The following is a 16,541-nucleotide window of genomic DNA, read 5'->3' as shown; positions in this document are numbered from 1 at the left end:
CGATCTGCCACCCAATCGAAAGGTTCCGAATGCGCCAGGTCATCATCATCGGTTCCGGCCCAGCCGGTTACACCGCTGCGATCTACGCCGGTCGAGCCGGTCTCGCGCCCCTCGTGGTCGCCAGCTCCGTCGAGGCGGGTGGTGAGCTCATGAAGACCACCGAGATCGAGAACTTCCCCGGTTTCCCCGACGGTCTGCAGGGCCCCGAGCTCATGTTCAAGATGCAGGAGCAGGCGGAGAAGTTCGGCGCCGAGGTTCTGCTCGACGACGTCGTCAGCGTCGACCTGTCCGGTGACGTCAAGAAGGTCACGCTGGGCTCCGGAGCCGTCGAAGAGGCGCTCACCGTCATCTACGCGACCGGGTCGGCCTACCGCAAGCTCGGTCTCGCCGACGAAGAGCGTCTGTCGGGCCGCGGTGTCTCGTGGTGCGCCACCTGCGACGGATTCTTCTTCAAGCAGAAAGAGATCGCGGTCGTCGGCGGCGGCGACTCGGCTATGGAGGAGGCGACGTTCCTCACGCGCTTCGCGACCAAGGTCTACGTCATCCACCGCGGCGACACCCTCCGTGCTTCCAAGATCATGCAAGACCGCGCGTTTGCCAACGACAAGATCGAGTTCCTCTGGAACAAAACGGTCACGGCGATCACGGGTGACGAGAAGGCGGCCGGCGTCACGCTGACCGACACCGTCGACGGCACCGAATCGCACCTCGACCTCGAGGGCCTCTTCATCGCGATCGGCAACGACCCTCGCACGCACCTCGTGCACGGCCAGCTCGACCTCACCGAAGACGGCACGATCGCGGTCCAGGGTCGCTCGTCGAAGACCAACCTCCCCGGCGTCTTCGCCGCGGGCGACGTGATCGACATCACCTACCGTCAGGCGATCACTGCCGCCGGTTCGGGTACCGTGGCCGCCCTCGACGTCGAGCACTACCTTGCCGGTCTCGACCAGCAGCTCGTGGCCCAGGCCCTGGGTGAGCAGCCCGCCGAGCCCGTCACCGTCAGCGCCTGATTCAGGCCGCCTGACCCTCTCGTTTCACCATCTTTGACTCTCCACGAAAGGGGAACACTATGAGCACCGCAACAGCAGTCACCGACGCCAACTTCGAGGCCGAAGTCCTCAACTCCGACGAGACGATCCTCGTCGACTTCTGGGCCGAATGGTGTGGCCCGTGCCGCGCCGTCTCGCCGATCCTCGACCAGATCGCGTCGGAGCACTCCGACAAGATCAAGATCGTCAAGCTCAACGTCGACGACAACCCGCAGACCGCGATGAAGTACCAGATCACCTCCATCCCCGCGATGAAGGTCTACCGCGGTGGCGAGGTCGTCAAGACCGTCATCGGCGCCAAGCCCAAGCCGGCCCTCGAGGCCGACCTGGCGGACTTCCTGGCGTAGACAACCGTCAGAAAGCCCGCCCAGCAACCACGCTGGGCGGGCTTTCTTTTGTTAACTCACTAACCTTGACCGAAACCCCTCACACAGACAGGGCATCGCATGACCAACCAGGGCACCAACCTCGATCCGTGGTACGACAGCTACGCCGACCGCACCGCAGGCCTCAGCGCCTCTGAGGTCCGGGCCCTGTTCGCCGTCGCCTCCCGCCCCGAGGTCGTCTCCCTGGCCGGCGGAATGCCCTTCGTCTCGGCCCTGCCCAAAGAGATGGTGATGGGTTCGATCGAGAAGGTCATGCGCGACAACGGCGCCATGGCCCTGCAGTACGGCTCCGGCCAGGGCACCCCGGCGATCCGCGAGCACATCATGGAGATCATGGCCATGGAGGGCATCCGGGGGAGTGCCGACAACGTCGTCGTCACCACCGGCTCGCAGCAGGCCCTCGACCTCGTCACGCGACTGTTCATCAACCCCGGTGACGTGGTGCTGGCCGAGTCTCCGAGCTACGTCGGTGCGCTGGGCGTGTTCCGCGCCTATCAAGCGGACGTCGTTCACGTCGAGATGGACGACGAGGGGCTGGATCCTGAAGCCCTTCGCCAAGCGATCACCGCCCTCGAAGCCGCGGGCAAGCCGATCAAGTTCCTGTACACGATCCCCAACTTCCATAACCCCGCTGGCGTCACTCTGACCTGGGCTCGTCGCCTCGAGATCCTCGACATCTGCCGCTCGCACGGCATCCTCGTGCTCGAAGACAACCCGTACGGTCTGCTCTACTTCGACCAGCCGGCACCCCAGGCGATGCGCTCGGTCGACGACGAGGGAGTCATCTACCTCGGCTCGTTCTCGAAGACGCTCGCGCCGGGCTTCCGGGTCGGCTGGGCACTCGCCCCCCACGCCATCCGCGAGAAGCTGATTCTCGCCAACGAGTCGGCCACACTCTCGCCGTCGTCGTTCGGTCAGTTCGTGATCACCGAGTACCTCGACCAGACCGACTGGAAGGGCCAGATCGACACCTTCCGCGGAATCTACGCCGAACGTCGTGACGCGATGCTCTCGGCGCTGGGGGAGTACCTGCCGAGCCTCTCGTGGACCAAACCCGACGGCGGCTTCTTCGTCTGGGTCACCCTGCCCGACGAGCTCGACGCGAAGGCAATGCTGCCGCGCGCGGTGAAAGAGCTGGTCGCGTACACGCCCGGCACGGCATTCTTCTCCGACGGTCAGGGTCGCAACAACATCCGTCTCTCGTTCTGCTACCCGACGCCCGAGTCGATCCGCCTCGGAGTCTCTCGACTCGCCACCGTCATCAATGGCGAGCTCGATTTGCTGCGCACTTTCTCGGGTGCGTCGATGACCACGCAGACTCCTACGCGTCAGAGCGTCGGCAACCCGCCACCGAACACCCTCTGACCAGCAAAAACGCAGGATCCAGCCCCACGCACCGAAATGAAGGCGCCACTCTCATGACCACGCCCCTCGTCCCCGCCTCACTCCGCACCGTGACCGTCCTGGCGGGCGGAATCAGCCACGAACGCGACGTCTCGCTCCGCTCCGGCCGACGCGTTGCCGACAGCCTGGTGTCGCACGGGGTGAAGGTCGAGCTGCGTGACCCCGACGCCTCCCTGCTCGAGCACCTCCGCACGACCCGCCCTGACGTGGTGTGGCCGGTCTTGCATGGGGCGAGCGGCGAAGACGGTGCACTGCGAGGCCTGCTCGAGGCCGTCGACATCCCGTTCGTCGGATCTCGCGCGACGGCAGCGCGGCTGGCCTGGGACAAGCCGACAGCCAAGGCCCTCGTCGCCCGCGCCGGCATTCACACGCCGCGAAGCATCACCCTGTCGCACGACTCATTCCGCGAGCTTGGCGCCGCCGGCGTGCTCGAGGCGATTGCCGAGGAGCACCCGGTGCCCGTCGTCGTGAAGCCGGCCCGCGGCGGATCAGCGCAGGGTGTAACGGTCGTCGACACCGCCGCCGGTCTGCCCCGCGCCATGGTCGATGCCTACACGTACTGCGAAGATGTCATCGTCGAACAGAAGATCGTCGGCACCGAGATCGCCATCGGAGTGATCGACACGGGCGATGGCCCCGTAGCCCTGCCTGCCGTCGAGATCGTGCCGACGTCGGGGTTCTACGGCTTCGAGGCGCGGTACAACGCGGGGGAGACCCGCTTCTTCACGCCCGCCCGCCTGTCGTCCTCGGTTGCCGAGGCTGCCGCCGCGGCTGCGGTGGCCGCGCACGCGGCCCTCGGGCTTCGCCACCTGTCACGCATCGACATCATCGTCGACGCGGCCGGGACGCCGTGGTTCCTCGAGGTCAACGTGCTGCCCGGGCTCACCGAGACATCGTTGGTGCCACAGGCCCTCGAGGCGGCCGGCTACGACCTTGGATGGGTCTACGCCGAGCTGGCGCAGAAGGCGATCGCCGACCACAGCGCTTGAGGTTCGGTGCTGGGGGTGGCGCTGGTAGTGGCGCTGCCTTCTGTGTTGACGTTGGGTTCGCCCCTTCGACCTTAACCCAGGCGCCCGGCCTAGACACGCCCACTCGGCCCAAACCCGCACAACCGGCCTAAACACCCGCCCTAGGCTCGGTGTCTACGCCGCCTTTGCGGGTCTGTGCCGGCACCGCGGGTCTATGCCGGCCTAGCGGGTCTGTGCCGACATCGCGGGTCTGTCCCGGCCTACGGGTCTGTCCCGGCCCAGCGGGTGTCTGCCGATCTAGCGGCCCTGCGCCGCTACCGCGGGCCCCAGTCGTTATCGAGGTTCGGCGCCAGCACCGCCGCCCGCCTACCCCACCGCCTCGCAGTTGTTTCACGTGAAACACTGCCGCGCCTAGCGCTCGAGACTCATCCAACGCTCCGTGATGCGATAGCCCAAGGCCTCGTTCATCCGGATACTGGCCTCGTTCACCGCCGCACCCCCGGTTCCAAAGAGTTCCGCACCCTCGACCGCCAAGGCCAAGATCGACGACGCCTTCACGGCCTTGGCTAGACCTCGGCGTCTGTACTCGGGGTGCACAGACGTAAACTCGGTCTCCGCGCGATCTGCGACCGAGCCGACGAGAGTGACAGCCACCAAGGATCCCTCGTGGCGAATTCCAAAGGACCGAACACCTCGATCGCCCATCGCCTCCAAGTCAAGAAGACTCGGTACCTCGTGAACTGTTGCGGGAGTACTCGGGTAGTCTCCCGCAACGAGTGATTCGAGATGAACGACATCCCCGAGATCAGACCGCCCGAGCTCTCCGCACACGAAGCCGCTGTCCTCGGCTCCAATCACAATCTCTCTGCACAGCGACAAGACCGACAAGCTCACCTCGAGTCGCGCACCCCATGACTCGCCCACGGGAAGAAATCCGCTTTCGACGAGCTCGTCGTGCCGGCTCGAGCCGTAAAGCACAGTCTCGGTCTGAGTCATCGACCCTCAGATCGACGCAGGGCTACGAAGTGGGTAAAAACCCTGATCAACGGCAACTTGACTAAGCCACACCAAAGGGGTCTTGCCCGATTTCACTCAGAATTCGGTTGAGGTCTCCCACTGAAGCGAAGTCGATCGTGATCGAGCCCTTTCGAGCACCCAGGGTCACCTTTACTCGCGTGTCGAGTCGGTCGCCGAGTCGGTCAGCGACCTCGTTCAGATGACCCTGCGTTGCCCCCGACGTCGAACTGGCCTTCTTCGGCTTGGTCGAGATTCCGGCTGCGGCCGCCTCTGCCGCTCGAACGGAGAGATCTTCGTTGACGATCTTGTCGGCCAGCCGATCCATGCCGGCAGCATCCCCGACCGAGAGAATTGCCCGAGCGTGACCGGCCGAGAGAACACCCGACGCCACCCGGCGCTGCACGGGGGAGGGGAGTCGAAGCAAACGAATGGTGTTGGTGATCTGCGGTCGGCTTCGGCCGATGCGACCGGCCAGTTCCTCCTGGGTAATCCCGAAGTCAGCCAGTAGCTGCTGGTATGCGGATGCTTCTTCCAGAGGGTTCAGCTGTGCACGGTGCAGGTTCTCCAGAAGGGCATCACGGAGCATTGCGTCGTCGGCCGTGTCTTTGACGATCGCGGGAATCGTCGCAAGGCCGAGCTCCTTGGTGGCTCGCAGGCGCCGCTCACCCATGACGAGCTCATAGGGGGCAGAACCTTGTGCCGGATCCTTGATGGCTCGAACAACGATCGGCTGGAGAACGCCGACTTCGCGGATCGACGCCACGAGTTCGCGTAATTCTTCGTCGCGAAACTCCGTCCGGGGCTGCTGCGCGTTCGGCACGATGTCGAGCGGGTTGAGGTTCGCAAGACGGGCTCCGGGAACGGCTACCAGCTCTTCGGCCGTCTGCTCACGCGTCGGAAAGAACACGTCGACGGGGCGACCCTGAGTCTCATCGGTAACGGGAATGAGGGCGCCGATTCCGCGGCCGAGCCCAGTTCTCTTTGTTGCCATCAGGCGGGTGCTCCTCGGTGTGCGATTTCAGCGGCGGCTTCGAGATACGAGAGCGAGCCGGGGGAGTTGGTGTCGTAGCTGATTACTGTCTGGCCGTATCCCGGTGCCTCAGAGATGCGCACGGACCTCGGAATCATGGTCTTCAACACCTCTCTCGGGAAGTGCTCGCGCACATCAGCAGCAACCTGCTGCGACAGGTTGGTACGACCGTCGTACATGGTCAGCAGGATGCTCGAGACCGTGAGCGTCGGGTTCAGGTGCTTCTCGATGAGCTGGATGTTACGGAGCAACTGGCTCAAGCCCTCGAGGGCGTAGTACTCGCACTGGATGGGGATCAGAACCTCTTGAGCGGCAACAAAGGCGTTGATCGTCAGGAGACCTAGCGACGGCGGACAGTCGATGAAAACGTAGTCGAAGCGCTCTCCGGCCTCCTCGGTGGCCGCCAGGAAGGCATCTAGAGCCGTGCGAAGTCGCTGCTCACGCGCCACGAGCGAGACAAGTTCGATCTCCGCTCCCGCGAGGTGAATTGTGGAGGGCACGCAGAAGAGGAGATCGAACTCGGGGCTCTTTTGAATCACGTCGGCAATGGCGGATTCGCCCACCACAACGTCGTAGACGCTCGCGGTCTCAGCGCGATGCTCCACTCCCAGTGCAGTAGAGGCGTTACCCTGCGGATCGAGGTCGATCACAAGGACTCGAGCTCCTCCGCGCGCCAGACCCGCGGCCAAGTTCACGGTTGACGTCGTCTTACCAACGCCGCCCTTCTGATTCGAGATCGTCATCACACGCGTGCGCTCGGGCCGGGGGAGGTGATCCGCCCGCAGGGCCTCACGGCGTCGCGACAAATCGGCCAACTCACGAGCCAGGGGAGTGGTGGCGTCAAAAGCGACCGGCCCTTTGGGCTCAGAAGGGGTGGAGGCAGTAGTCACCGGATGCGTCTCCGAATCGCTGTGTTTCACGTGAAACGGTCATTGAGAGTGGCGCAAAAACAGCCAGCTCGTTACCGCAAGTCAGTCAACTGTAGCCCGAAAGACTCTCGTGGTTTCGTCGAGTACACCGACCCCAAGCTCCAGTACCTCGACGTCACTGAGGTGGTTCTTGGCGATTACTTTGCGCGCTGCTGTCACTTCGTCAGCCACTCGAGCACCCTTGAGGAAGAGCAACTGACCGCCCGTCTTTACCAATGGAACAGTGAGCGGGATGAGCTTCGAGAGGGCGCTCACAGCGCGGGCGGTTGCCTGATCGAGCCACGGAGAGATCTCGGCCTCTTCGGCGCGAGCGCGAACGACTTCCACATTGGTGAGCCCGAGGCGATCCGCCTCGGCGCGCAGCCAGTCCGTGCGGCGTTCCATCGGTTCGATAAGGATCAACGTCGAATCCGGTCGTGCCGCGGCCAACACGAGACCGGGCAAGCCTGCCCCAGAACCAATATCTCCCACTCGCCCGGCGACGAGAAGAGGCGCCAGGAGGCCACTGTTGATCACATGACGAGTCCACAGCCGGGGGAGCTCCAGGGGCCCGATGAGCCCTAGCTCCTCGCCGTACTGAGCGAGGTCCGCGGTGAACTGCCGAACGACGTCAATGCGGTCGCCAAAGAGATCAGCCGCGAATGCCGGCTCAGGCTCAAGATCGGGAAGGACGGCGGTCATCGTTTCACGTGGAACATGCGAGCGGAGGTGACGCTTATTAGCGTGAAAGCTGCGATCACGGGCGGGTCACGACAGTGTGCCGGTCGCGGCCTTCGCCCTCTGACTCCGAGGTGAAACCTCGCGCGGCCACGATGTCATGGACGAGCTTGCGCTCGTACGACGACATGGGAGGCAGGGACGCCGACGTGGCTCCCTCTTCGAGGCGTTCAGCAGCCCGCTCCACAAGGGCGGCGAGCTCCTGTTCACGTGTCGCGCGAGAGCCGCCGACGTCGAGGATCAAGCGGGAGAATTCGCCGGTCTTGGCCTGGACGGCGATACGCGTCAACTCCTGGAGAGCTGTGACCGTCTCCGGCTTGGACAGAACGCGGAGGTCGTTCTCACCCGATGAGTCGACGGAGATGTAGGAACGCCCACCGCGGGTCTCAATGTCGATGTCGCCATCGAGATCGAGGATGTCGAGCAGCTCTTCGATGTAGTCGGCAGCGATGTCGCCCTCGTCAGGCCCTGCATCGTCGCCCGCGTCGACATCATCGTCGTCGCGCACGTCGCTCTGGCCCTCGGAGGCATCTGACACGTCGCCGGTCGAGGATTCGGCGTCTGACACAACCGACGCGACCTCAAGCGCCCCATTCGAAGCAATCGCCTCGTCGGTGGTCTGAGATGCCGCGGCGAGGCGGTCGTCGGCTGACTCGTCAGCGGGGAGGGGAGCGGAAGTCATCGTGCTTGGCCGTTCTGCTTCTTGGAGCGCGCCTTGCCCACGGGCTGGCTGCGCTGGGTGGTCACTCGCTTGGGGGTCTCGATCTCGGTCACCGTTATCTCGGTGAGCGACTTGAGGGGGTTTCCCTTGCCCCGCGCCTCGCGGTCCTGCTGCTTCTTGGCAAGCCGCGCTTCACGCGCGAGAGCGGCATCGGAGCCAGGCGTCGGGCTGTTGCGGATGACGACGTACTGCTGGCCCATGGTCCAGAAGTTGGAGGTCAGCCAGTAGAACATGACGCCGAGGGGGAACGAAAGACCGGAGAAGAGGAAGACCAGCGGGAGCACGTACAGAAGCATCTTCTGCTGCTTGTACATGGGGCTCGCCTTGGTCTCGGGCGACATGTTCTTCGTCGTGAGCTGCAGCTGCGTGAAGAACTGCGAGGCCGTCATGAGCACGATCATCGCGCCAGCGATGATCTTGACCGAGATGACGTCGGAGTTGGTGAAGGTCTCTTTGAGGGGAGCGCCGAACAGGGTGGACGTCGCGAACGCGTTGCTGAGGTCACGGTTGAGGAGGCCGATGCCGACCTTGTCGAGCTGAGCATTGTGGAGCACCGTGTAAAGGCTGAAGAACACGGGCATTTGAATCAGCAGCGGAAGGCACGACGAGAGAGGGTTGGTGCCCGTCTCCTTGTACAGAGCCATCGTCTCGCGAGACATGGCTTCGCGGGAGAACTGGTCTTTCTTGCCCTTGTACTTGTCTTGGATCTTCTTGAGCTGGGGCGCTACCTCCATCATTCGGCGCTGATTCTTGATCTGGCGCACGAAGATGGGGATGAGGCAGACGCGAACGACGATCGTGAGCAGCACGATCGACAGCACCCAGGTCACACCGGCGTCGGCGTCGAGGCCGACAGAGGTGAGCACGTAGTGCCACCCGACGAGGATCGCTTCGACGACCCAGCGGATCGGCCAGAGGATCGTGCCTATGAAATCGAGCATGCGGGTCAGGCCTTTCTTTCGCTGCGCAAGTGCAGCCTGTCGCTGCTGAAGTGCAGCCTTTCGCTGCCGAAGCGCAGCCGGGGACTAAGGGGGAGCGGGCTGGTCGCACCAGAGGACGACTCTTTGTCAGCGGCTACAACGAAACCGCTGGTCAAGACGCTGATGTCGTGCCCATGAGCCGCGTGACGCTCGGGAACATCGTCGATCCCGCCTGCCGCCCACGGATTACATCGCGCGATTCGCCAGGAACCAAGGGCGATCCCCTTGAGGGCTCCGTGACTCTGGATCGCCTGGAGCGTATAGGTCGAGCACGAGGGGTAGTAGCGGCAGACATCGCCGTACAGCGGCGAGATGACCGCGCGGTAGGCACGAAGAAGCGCCACGCAGACGTTGCGCGGGAGAAGTGCCACGAATTGGACGATCTTCACGCTCTCACACCCTTGTTCACCGCTCCGGTGATCTCTTCGAGCAGGGTAGACCACTGAACTGCATCCGACCCTGGCAGTGCGCGGATCACGATGTCCGTTCGCTCGAGGGGGAACGCGTCGTCACCGAGCAGCGTGTGGGCGACTGCCTTGAGACGTCGCCGCACGGTATTGCGCACCACAGCGTTGCCGACGTTCTTCGCGACGATGAAGCCGAAACGACTAGGCGCCGACGCCCCCGAAAGAGAAGGATCCGCGGAAACCACCCTCAGGTACACGACACAGTGCGCCGTAGCCGACTTGCGGCCACGGCGCACAGTGTTGCGGTAGTCGTCAGCGCGGACGATCCGATTGGCTTTAGCCAACATGAGGTCCCGTCCGGCTCAGACCGGTCGATTAGACCGTGTCGATTTACGCGCTGAGCTCGGTGCGGCCCTTGCCACGACGCGCGGCGAGGATGGCGCGACCGGCACGCGTGCGCATGCGGGCACGGAAGCCGTGCTTCTTGGCACGACGACGGTTGTTCGGCTGGAAGGTGCGCTTGCTCATGGTTTTGTCTCCAGAAGGAAAGGGACCGAGCTGAACGCGCCGGAGACACGTGCCGCAGTCCGAGAAGTCTTGTCAGCCCAAAGTGACTGAAATCAACTGGTTAAAACTACGCGAGCGGGGCCTCGGGGTCAAACGACGAGCAAAACACTCATTATCCACAGTGTGGAAAACCTGGGTTGTGTTCGGCCCGCCGTGTCGAACTAAGGTGGGGGAGCCGCAGCGGCGGGGGCTCTGTAAATGCGTATTCCGCCGCGGAACATCAGGGGTGGCAGTCGGTGGGCGCGGATCCTCGGGTCTTTTTGCCACCGGTGGAAAACCCTGTGGAGAACTCCACCCGCGCGACCACGCCCCCGTCACCCCCAGACACGAAGCGAGAACACAGTGACCAGCACCATCGACCCGGTTCAGGGCCTCTGGAGAACGGTTCTCGCGCGCCTGACCACCGACGACCGGATCACGCCGCAGCTGCACGGGTTCATGAGTCTGGTCGAGCCGAAGGGCGTGCTCGGCGACACCCTGTACCTCGAGGTGCCGAACGAACTCACGCGCGGAATGCTCGAGCAGCGTATTCGCGAGCCCCTCCTCGACGCGATCGCGACCCTCGACGATTCCCCGGTCGCCAGCTTCGCCATCACGGTGAACCCCGACATCACGCCCGACACGCTCAGCCAGCCGCACGAGATCGCCGAGCCGGCCCAGTACGTCGAAGCGCCCTTCGTGCCGGCGCCCGTCCAGAAGACCTCCGCTGGCAAACGCACCGACTCGCGGCTGAACCCGAAGTACAGCTTCGACAACTTCGTCATCGGCGCCTCCAACCGTTTTGCCCATGCCGCCGCGGTCGCGGTCAGCGAGGCACCGGCCAAGGCGTACAACCCGCTCTTCATCTACGGCGAATCCGGCCTCGGCAAAACCCACCTCCTCCACGCCATCGGTCACTACGCCGAGAGCATGTATCCGGGCATCCGCGTCCGGTACGTCTCGAGCGAGGAGTTCACCAACGACTTCATCAACTCGATCGCGAACAACCGGTCGAGCCAGTTTCAACAGCGCTACCGCGAGATCGACATCCTGCTGATCGACGACATCCAGTTCTTGCAGGGCAAAGACTCCACCCAAGAAGCGTTCTTCCACACCTTCAACACCCTGCACGACCACGACAAGCAGCTCGTGATCACCTCCGACCTGCCGCCGAAGCATCTCACCGGCTTTGAAGACCGAATGCGGTCGCGCTTCGAGTGGGGTCTCATCACCGATGTGCAGGCGCCCGACCTCGAGACTCGAATCGCGATCCTCCGTAAGAAGGCGCAGAGCGAGAAGCTGCAGGTGCGCGACGAGATCCTCGAGTACATGGCCTCGAAGGTGTCGAGCAACATCCGCGAGCTCGAGGGCACCCTCATCCGCGTCACCGCGTTCGCCAGCCTCAACCGCACGGCCGTCGACATGGCTCTGGTTCAGACGGTCCTGAAAGACCTGATCACCCTCGACGAAGACAACGTCATCGCGCCGGTAGACATCATCAATCACACGGCCGACTACTTCAAGCTCTCGGTCGACGACCTCTACGGGTCGTCGCGCTCTCAGGCAATCGCCACCGCACGACAGATCGCGATGTACCTCTGCCGCGAGCTCACCAACCTCTCGCTGCCCAAGATCGGGCAGCTGTTCGGCAATCGCGACCACACCACGGTCATGTACGCGAACAAGAAGATCTCCGAGCTGATGAAGGAGCGCCGGTCGATCTACAACCAGGTCACCGAGCTCACCAGCCGCATCAAGCAGGATCACCGCTACAAGTAGGCCGTCCTAGCCCCGGCGGCGCCTGGCCCCGCCCCGCTCTAGCCCTGCCCCGGCCCCGCCCGGCCCCGAATTCGAAGGAAAAACCGCCGGTCGACCCCGCCCGATCGCGATGAATCCGTCGCCGGGCCGAGGTTTCTCCTTCAAATTCGGCGAGGCCCCCGAACTGAAACACTCGAGCCGAAGCCCCAGGATCCGACGTCCCGGCCTCGCGCTCGAGTGTTAACCCCTGCCTGAGCGCCTCCTCCTGGAGGCCCCACGCCCCCTCCACGCGCCACTGACGCGCCCCCACGGTTTCGGGCGTTTCCCCCAGTGTGGATAACTTGTGGAAACTTGGGGAGAATCGGGGGACGGATTGTTCACTCCGACGCCTCGGGTGTGAATGACACGAATTTGTCAGTCGGTCGCGCTCACAGGTAGGGGGCCTCGATCCCACAATCCATCAACAAGTCACACGGATGTAGTTCCCAGTGGCCAGGCGGTTATTAACAAGTTATCCACACTGTGCACAACGGTTAAGACTGTTACTCCTACTTAGAAATGAATGAGGGAGAAAGCAACCTTGTGGATGAGTCGGCACCCCGGAGCAGCCTGGGAGTCACCGAAACCACCTGGAGAATTGCTGTGCCAGTATTAACCGCCGGGCAGCGCTCTGCACGGGCACGGTTTGCACGGGCGGAGCCCTGCACTCGCAGGGCCCTTGCTCTGTCGGGCATCGACTGCAGTTTTCGAATAGGGGTCACCGCGTGAAGTTCCAGGTCAACCGCGACGTCTTCAGCGACGCCGTCTCGTTCGCTGTGAAGCTGCTGCCTCAGCGAACCACCCTGCCGATCCTCAGTGGTGTGCTCATCGAGGCTCACGAGGGTGGCCTCACGCTCTCGTCGTTCGACTACGAGGTCTCGTCTCAGACGAGCATCGCGGCCGAGGTCGACGAACCCGGCACGATCCTCGTCTCCGGCCGGCTCTTGGCCGACATCGCCAACCGCCTTCCGAACGCACCCGTCACATTCACCACCGAAGACACGCGCATCAGCGTCTCGTGCGGCTCGGCCAACTTCTCGCTGCTGAGCATGCCCGTCGAGGAGTACCCCACACTGCCGGCACCGGGTGAGCAGTCGGGCGTCGTTCCCGGCGATGCTTTCTCGCTGGCCATCGCGCAGGTCGCTGTCGCGGCGAGCCGCGACGACGTCACACCGGTCATCACGGGCGTGCAGCTCGAGGTCACCGAGAACGCCCTGTCGCTCGTCGCCACCGACCGCTACCGCGTCGCCGTCCGCGGCATCGACTGGGATCCCGGCACTGCCGCCTCGACCCAGACGCTCACCGCCCTTGTGCCGGCTCGCACCCTTCAGGAGGTCGGCAAGACCTTCGGCAACGCGTCCACGCTCTCCGTGGCAATCACGGGTTCCGACGACCGAGAGCTGATTGCCTTCCAGGCCGACAACAAGATTGTCACCTCGCTCCTGATCAAGGGCAACTTCCCCCCGGTCAAGCGACTGTTCCCCGAGACGGTCGAGAACTACGCGGTGATGAACACCGCCGATCTCGTGGAGGCGACCCGTCGTGTGTCGCTCGTCCTCGAGCGCGAAGCAGCTTTGAGATTCACGTTCACGATCGATGGCCTCACCCTCGAGGCGATCGGTAGCGAGCAAGCGCAGGCGTCAGAGTCGATCGACGCGCTCCTGACCGGAGAAGACACCGTGGTTTCGTTGAAACCGCAGTTCCTCCTGGACGGACTGGGAGCCGTTCACTCGGAGTTCGTCCGCATCTCGTTCACCAAGACCGAGAACCCCAACAAACCGGGGCCCGTACTGATCACGAGCCAATCCTCGAAAGATCAGCCCGGTGCGGACAGCTACAAGTACCTCCTCCAGCCCAATCTCCTGCTGCGCTAGCCGCGCACTCCACCGCCGCGCTCCCGAACACCGGCCGCGCGTCACCTGAACGAAGGATTCTCATGCACATCGGCCTCATCGGTCTCGGCAAAATGGGCAACAACATGCGCACCCGCCTGCGCGAGCACGACATCGAGGTGACCGGGTACGACCACAACCCCGATGTCTCCGACGTCGCCAGCCTCAAAGAGCTTGCCGCCGCACTCCCCGCTCCCCGCATCGTCTGGGCCATGGTCCCGTCGGGCGCCATCACCGCGGGCGTCGTCAAAGAGCTCTCCGAAGTCCTCTCCGAGGGCGACATGGTTATCGACGGTGGCAACTCCAAGTGGACCAGCGACTTCGACAACGAGAAGCTGCTCGGCGAAAAGGGCATCAAGTACGTCGACGCCGGTGTCTCCGGTGGCGTCTGGGGCCTGAAGAACGGCTACGGCCTCATGGTCGGCGGTTCCGACGAGAACATCGAGCTGGCCATGCCGATCTTCGATGCGCTCCGCCCCGAGGGCCCCAAGGCCGAGGGCTTCGTGCACGCCGGCCCCGTCGGTGCCGGTCACTACACGAAGATGGTGCACAACGGCATCGAGTACGCCATCATGCAGGCGTACGGCGAGGGCTTCGAGCTGCTCGAGGCGAAGAAAGACCTCGTCAAAGACGTTCCCGGCACCTTCAAGGCCTGGCAGCGCGGCACCGTCGTGCGCTCCTGGCTCCTCGAGCTCCTGGTCGTCGGCCTCGAGGCCGACCCGAAGTTCGACGAGATTTCGGGCTACGTCGAAGACTCGGGCGAGGGCCGCTGGACTCTGGCCGACGCCATCGAGCTCGCCGTTCCGATGCCGACCATTTCCGCCTCGATCTTCGCCCGCTTCGTCTCCCGCCAGGGCGACGGATCGCCGACGATGAAGGCCGTCGCAGCCCTCCGCAACCAGTTCGGCGGCCACGCGGTCAAGAAGGCCGACTAGCCACCGCTCGATTTTGAGCAGGCGCAGCTGCGCCGGATGGGCCCGCGTGCGAGTACTCCACCTCAGTTTGACCGACTTCCGCAATTACGAGTCGGCTGAATTGACCCTCGCGCGTGGGCCCAATCTCTTTGTCGGCCGCAACGGCCAGGGCAAGACCAACCTGGTCGAGAGTCTCGGATATCTGGCCACCCTCGGTTCCCATCGGGTGTCGAGCGATGCGGCACTCATTCGGGCCGGCCGCGACTCGGCCATCGTGCGTGCCCGCATCGAGAGCGGCGACCGTGAGCTGCTCGCCGAGGTGCAGATCAACCGCTCGTCACCGAACCGGGCCCAGATCAACCGCGGGGCGATCAAGCCTCGCGAGTTGCCCCGCTATTTCTCGAGCATCCTGTTCGCCCCCGAAGATCTCGCGCTGGTGCGCGGCGATCCCGGCGGCCGGCGGCGGTTCCTCGACGAGCTTCTCGTCGCCCGCAACCCTCGCCTCGCCGGAGTCCTCTCCGACTACGACCGGGTGCTCCGCCAGCGCAACACCCTGCTCAAGTCGGCCCGGGCCTCCGGGCTCAAGGGCGACAAGCTCTCGACCCTCGACATCTGGGACGAACGGCTGGTGACTCTAGGATCCGAGATCATCGCGTCTCGAGAACACCTCGTCGAGCTGCTGCGGCCGGAGGTGCGTGCGGCCTACCGTGCAGTCGCCGGCGACGACCACGCGGCCGACCTCGGTTCCGTCCTGAGTATTCGCGGCACGGTTCGCGACGATGACGACCCGGTGGAGCAGCCCGACGCGGCCGTTCCGGCCGCGGAGATCCAGCCGGTCTTCCAGGAGGCGCTCGCGCGTGTCCGGCGATCGGAGCTCGATCGCGGGGTGACGCTCGTCGGCCCGCACCGTGACGATCTCTTCTTGGCGCTCAACGGCCTTCCCGCCCGCGGCTACGCCAGTCACGGCGAATCGTGGTCGTTCGCACTGGCGCTCAAGCTTGCATCCGCCGCCGTCCTCCGCCGCGACTCGTCCACGGGCGATCCGGTGATCGTGCTCGACGACGTGTTCGCCGAGCTCGACCGGTCGAGGCGCGAGCGTCTGGCCGATGCGGTCGCCGACTACGAGCAGGTGCTGATCACGGCGGCGGTCGAGGAGGACGTGCCTGAGCGTCTCGCTGCACACACCGTGCGGATCTCGAAGGGCACCATCGTCGACCAGGTGACCGGGTCGGATCCTGAAGTCGTTCCCGAGGTCTCGTCGTGAGCCCGCGGCCCACCGGGCCGAAAGACGATAACGAAGCGCAGCGCGTCTACCTCCGGTTTCGCAAGGTCTTCGGCGATCCGTCGACCCGCTCCCGAGATGCCCGCCGGCGTATCGCGCGGGCGGGTGCGCCGAGCCAGCCGTTCTCGTCGGGGCGCGACCCCAAGGGGATTGCCGACGTGATCCTGGGCGTGACCACCGAGCTCGGCTGGAACAGCACCCTGGCGCAGTCCGACCTGATGACGGCCTGGCCCGACATGGTGGGGGTCGAGCTCGCCGACCACTCCGTTCCGGTCGGTATCGAAGACGGCACGCTGACCGTCCAGTGCGACTCGACGGCGTGGGCCACGCAGCTGCGTCTGATGCGCGCTCAGATCACCACGTCGATCATGGGCACCTACCCCGAGGCTGGCATCCAGTCAATGCGTTTTCTCGGCCCGAACGCCCCCACCTGGAAACGCGGTCCCAGATCTGTTCCAGGGCGTGGTCCTCGCGATACTTACGGTTGACAGGGCTCAAT

The 16,541-nt window shown here is 64.3% G+C and carries 18 protein-coding genes; 9 read left to right on the top strand and 9 right to left on the bottom strand.

Translation table 11 applies throughout. The features are described 5' to 3' along the window. Window positions 1-29: 29 nt before the first annotated feature. The 4 genes from trxB (at window position 30) to EDF39_RS02165 (ending at window position 3,831) form a co-directional block, all read left to right on the top strand. Window positions 30-1,013, top strand: coding sequence for a thioredoxin-disulfide reductase (gene trxB / locus EDF39_RS02180; RefSeq protein WP_055964242.1), 984 nt, complete (start codon window positions 30-32; stop codon window positions 1,011-1,013). Between the two features lie 59 nt (window positions 1,014-1,072). After that, the gene (trxA, locus tag EDF39_RS02175) at window positions 1,073-1,399 is read left to right on the top strand and encodes a thioredoxin (protein ID WP_055964244.1); all 327 of its coding nucleotides are present in this window, start codon (window positions 1,073-1,075) and stop codon (window positions 1,397-1,399) included. A gap of 99 nt (window positions 1,400-1,498) precedes the next feature. Further along, window positions 1,499-2,803 carry a PLP-dependent aminotransferase family protein gene (locus EDF39_RS02170; RefSeq protein WP_123940079.1) on the top strand — a complete coding sequence of 435 codons (1,305 nt, stop codon included), beginning with the start codon at window positions 1,499-1,501 and terminating at the stop codon, window positions 2,801-2,803. A 53-nt stretch (window positions 2,804-2,856) separates the two neighbouring features. After that, window positions 2,857-3,831, top strand: coding sequence for a D-alanine--D-alanine ligase (locus EDF39_RS02165; RefSeq protein ID WP_123940077.1), 975 nt, complete (start codon window positions 2,857-2,859; stop codon window positions 3,829-3,831). Between the two features lie 390 nt (window positions 3,832-4,221). Here the strand turns inward: EDF39_RS02165 and EDF39_RS02160 are convergent, their stop codons facing one another. The 9 genes from EDF39_RS02160 to rpmH all read right to left on the bottom strand — a co-directional run bounded on the left by EDF39_RS02160 (window position 4,222) and on the right by rpmH (window position 10,139). After that, window positions 4,222-4,806 (bottom strand): GNAT family N-acetyltransferase, encoded by a 585-nt coding sequence (locus EDF39_RS02160; RefSeq protein WP_123940075.1) that lies wholly within the window; start codon window positions 4,804-4,806, stop codon window positions 4,222-4,224. Between the two features lie 61 nt (window positions 4,807-4,867). Beyond that, window positions 4,868-5,818: a ParB/RepB/Spo0J family partition protein gene (locus tag EDF39_RS02155; protein WP_123940073.1), complete on the bottom strand. Its 951-nt coding sequence runs from the start codon at window positions 5,816-5,818 to the stop codon at window positions 4,868-4,870. Then, window positions 5,818-6,747 (bottom strand): ParA family protein, encoded by a 930-nt coding sequence (locus EDF39_RS02150; RefSeq protein WP_123942212.1) that lies wholly within the window; start codon window positions 6,745-6,747, stop codon window positions 5,818-5,820. The genes EDF39_RS02155 and EDF39_RS02150 overlap by 1 nt, the downstream gene beginning before the upstream one ends. A gap of 81 nt (window positions 6,748-6,828) precedes the next feature. Then, window positions 6,829-7,467 carry a 16S rRNA (guanine(527)-N(7))-methyltransferase RsmG gene (gene rsmG, locus EDF39_RS02145; protein WP_123940071.1) on the bottom strand — a complete coding sequence of 213 codons (639 nt, stop codon included), beginning with the start codon at window positions 7,465-7,467 and terminating at the stop codon, window positions 6,829-6,831. 55 nt (window positions 7,468-7,522) lie between these two features. Next, the gene (locus EDF39_RS02140; RefSeq protein WP_233573026.1) at window positions 7,523-8,071 is read right to left on the bottom strand and encodes a R3H domain-containing nucleic acid-binding protein; all 549 of its coding nucleotides are present in this window, start codon (window positions 8,069-8,071) and stop codon (window positions 7,523-7,525) included. A 110-nt stretch (window positions 8,072-8,181) separates the two neighbouring features. Continuing rightward, the gene (gene yidC, locus EDF39_RS02135) at window positions 8,182-9,165 is read right to left on the bottom strand and encodes a membrane protein insertase YidC (protein WP_055964265.1); all 984 of its coding nucleotides are present in this window, start codon (window positions 9,163-9,165) and stop codon (window positions 8,182-8,184) included. Between the two features lie 5 nt (window positions 9,166-9,170). After that, window positions 9,171-9,593 carry a membrane protein insertion efficiency factor YidD gene (gene yidD / locus EDF39_RS02130; RefSeq protein WP_123940067.1) on the bottom strand — a complete coding sequence of 141 codons (423 nt, stop codon included), beginning with the start codon at window positions 9,591-9,593 and terminating at the stop codon, window positions 9,171-9,173. Further along, complete coding sequence (locus tag EDF39_RS02125; RefSeq protein ID WP_123940065.1) at window positions 9,590-9,958, bottom strand: ribonuclease P protein component; 369 nt, start codon at window positions 9,956-9,958, stop codon at window positions 9,590-9,592. Before EDF39_RS02125 ends, yidD begins: the two co-directional genes overlap by 4 nt. A 43-nt stretch (window positions 9,959-10,001) precedes the next feature. Further along, a complete protein-coding gene (gene rpmH, locus EDF39_RS02120) occupies window positions 10,002-10,139 on the bottom strand; it encodes a 50S ribosomal protein L34 (RefSeq protein WP_043595303.1) in 138 nt (45 codons plus the stop codon). A gap of 381 nt (window positions 10,140-10,520) precedes the next feature. On the opposite strand from rpmH, the gene dnaA reads away from it, so the two are divergent. The 5 genes from dnaA to EDF39_RS02095 all read left to right on the top strand — a co-directional run bounded on the left by dnaA (window position 10,521) and on the right by EDF39_RS02095 (window position 16,530). Continuing rightward, window positions 10,521-11,936: a chromosomal replication initiator protein DnaA gene (gene dnaA / locus EDF39_RS02115; protein ID WP_233572933.1), complete on the top strand. Its 1,416-nt coding sequence runs from the start codon at window positions 10,521-10,523 to the stop codon at window positions 11,934-11,936. A 743-nt stretch (window positions 11,937-12,679) separates the two neighbouring features. Beyond that, on the top strand, window positions 12,680-13,828 hold the full coding sequence (gene dnaN / locus EDF39_RS02110) for a DNA polymerase III subunit beta (RefSeq protein WP_055964273.1): 1,149 nt from the start codon (window positions 12,680-12,682) through the stop codon (window positions 13,826-13,828). 62 nt (window positions 13,829-13,890) lie between these two features. Further along, the gene (gnd, locus tag EDF39_RS02105; protein WP_055964276.1) at window positions 13,891-14,781 is read left to right on the top strand and encodes a phosphogluconate dehydrogenase (NAD(+)-dependent, decarboxylating); all 891 of its coding nucleotides are present in this window, start codon (window positions 13,891-13,893) and stop codon (window positions 14,779-14,781) included. Window positions 14,782-14,827: 46 nt separating this feature from the next. Then, a complete protein-coding gene (gene recF / locus EDF39_RS02100; protein ID WP_123940061.1) occupies window positions 14,828-16,024 on the top strand; it encodes a DNA replication/repair protein RecF in 1,197 nt (398 codons plus the stop codon). Continuing rightward, a complete protein-coding gene (locus EDF39_RS02095; RefSeq protein ID WP_055964282.1) occupies window positions 16,021-16,530 on the top strand; it encodes a DUF721 domain-containing protein in 510 nt (169 codons plus the stop codon). Before recF ends, EDF39_RS02095 begins: the two co-directional genes overlap by 4 nt. Window positions 16,531-16,541 lie beyond the last annotated feature (11 nt).

It is taken from the genome of Frondihabitans sp. PhB161 (genome assembly GCF_003814635.1).
Classification (GTDB): Bacteria; Actinomycetota; Actinomycetes; order Actinomycetales; family Microbacteriaceae; genus Frondihabitans.
The sequence above is the reverse complement of the archived record's forward strand: the minus strand, read 5'-3'. Positions and strand labels throughout refer to the sequence as shown.

Coding starts and splice junctions, on each gene's coding strand:
- trxB (WP_055964242.1), top strand. CDS start 30: ATGCGCCAGGTCATCATCATCGGTTCCGGCCCAGCCGGTTACACCGCT.
- trxA (WP_055964244.1), top strand. CDS start 1,073: ATGAGCACCGCAACAGCAGTCACCGACGCCAACTTCGAGGCCGAAGTC.
- EDF39_RS02170 (WP_123940079.1), top strand. CDS start 1,499: ATGACCAACCAGGGCACCAACCTCGATCCGTGGTACGACAGCTACGCC.
- EDF39_RS02165 (WP_123940077.1), top strand. CDS start 2,857: ATGACCACGCCCCTCGTCCCCGCCTCACTCCGCACCGTGACCGTCCTG.
- EDF39_RS02160 (WP_123940075.1), bottom strand. CDS start 4,806: ATGACTCAGACCGAGACTGTGCTTTACGGCTCGAGCCGGCACGACGAG.
- EDF39_RS02155 (WP_123940073.1), bottom strand. CDS start 5,818: ATGGCAACAAAGAGAACTGGGCTCGGCCGCGGAATCGGCGCCCTCATT.
- rsmG (WP_123940071.1), bottom strand. CDS start 7,467: ATGACCGCCGTCCTTCCCGATCTTGAGCCTGAGCCGGCATTCGCGGCT.
- yidC (WP_055964265.1), bottom strand. CDS start 9,165: ATGCTCGATTTCATAGGCACGATCCTCTGGCCGATCCGCTGGGTCGTC.
- EDF39_RS02125 (WP_123940065.1), bottom strand. CDS start 9,958: ATGTTGGCTAAAGCCAATCGGATCGTCCGCGCTGACGACTACCGCAAC.
- rpmH (WP_043595303.1), bottom strand. CDS start 10,139: ATGAGCAAGCGCACCTTCCAGCCGAACAACCGTCGTCGTGCCAAGAAG.
- gnd (WP_055964276.1), top strand. CDS start 13,891: ATGCACATCGGCCTCATCGGTCTCGGCAAAATGGGCAACAACATGCGC.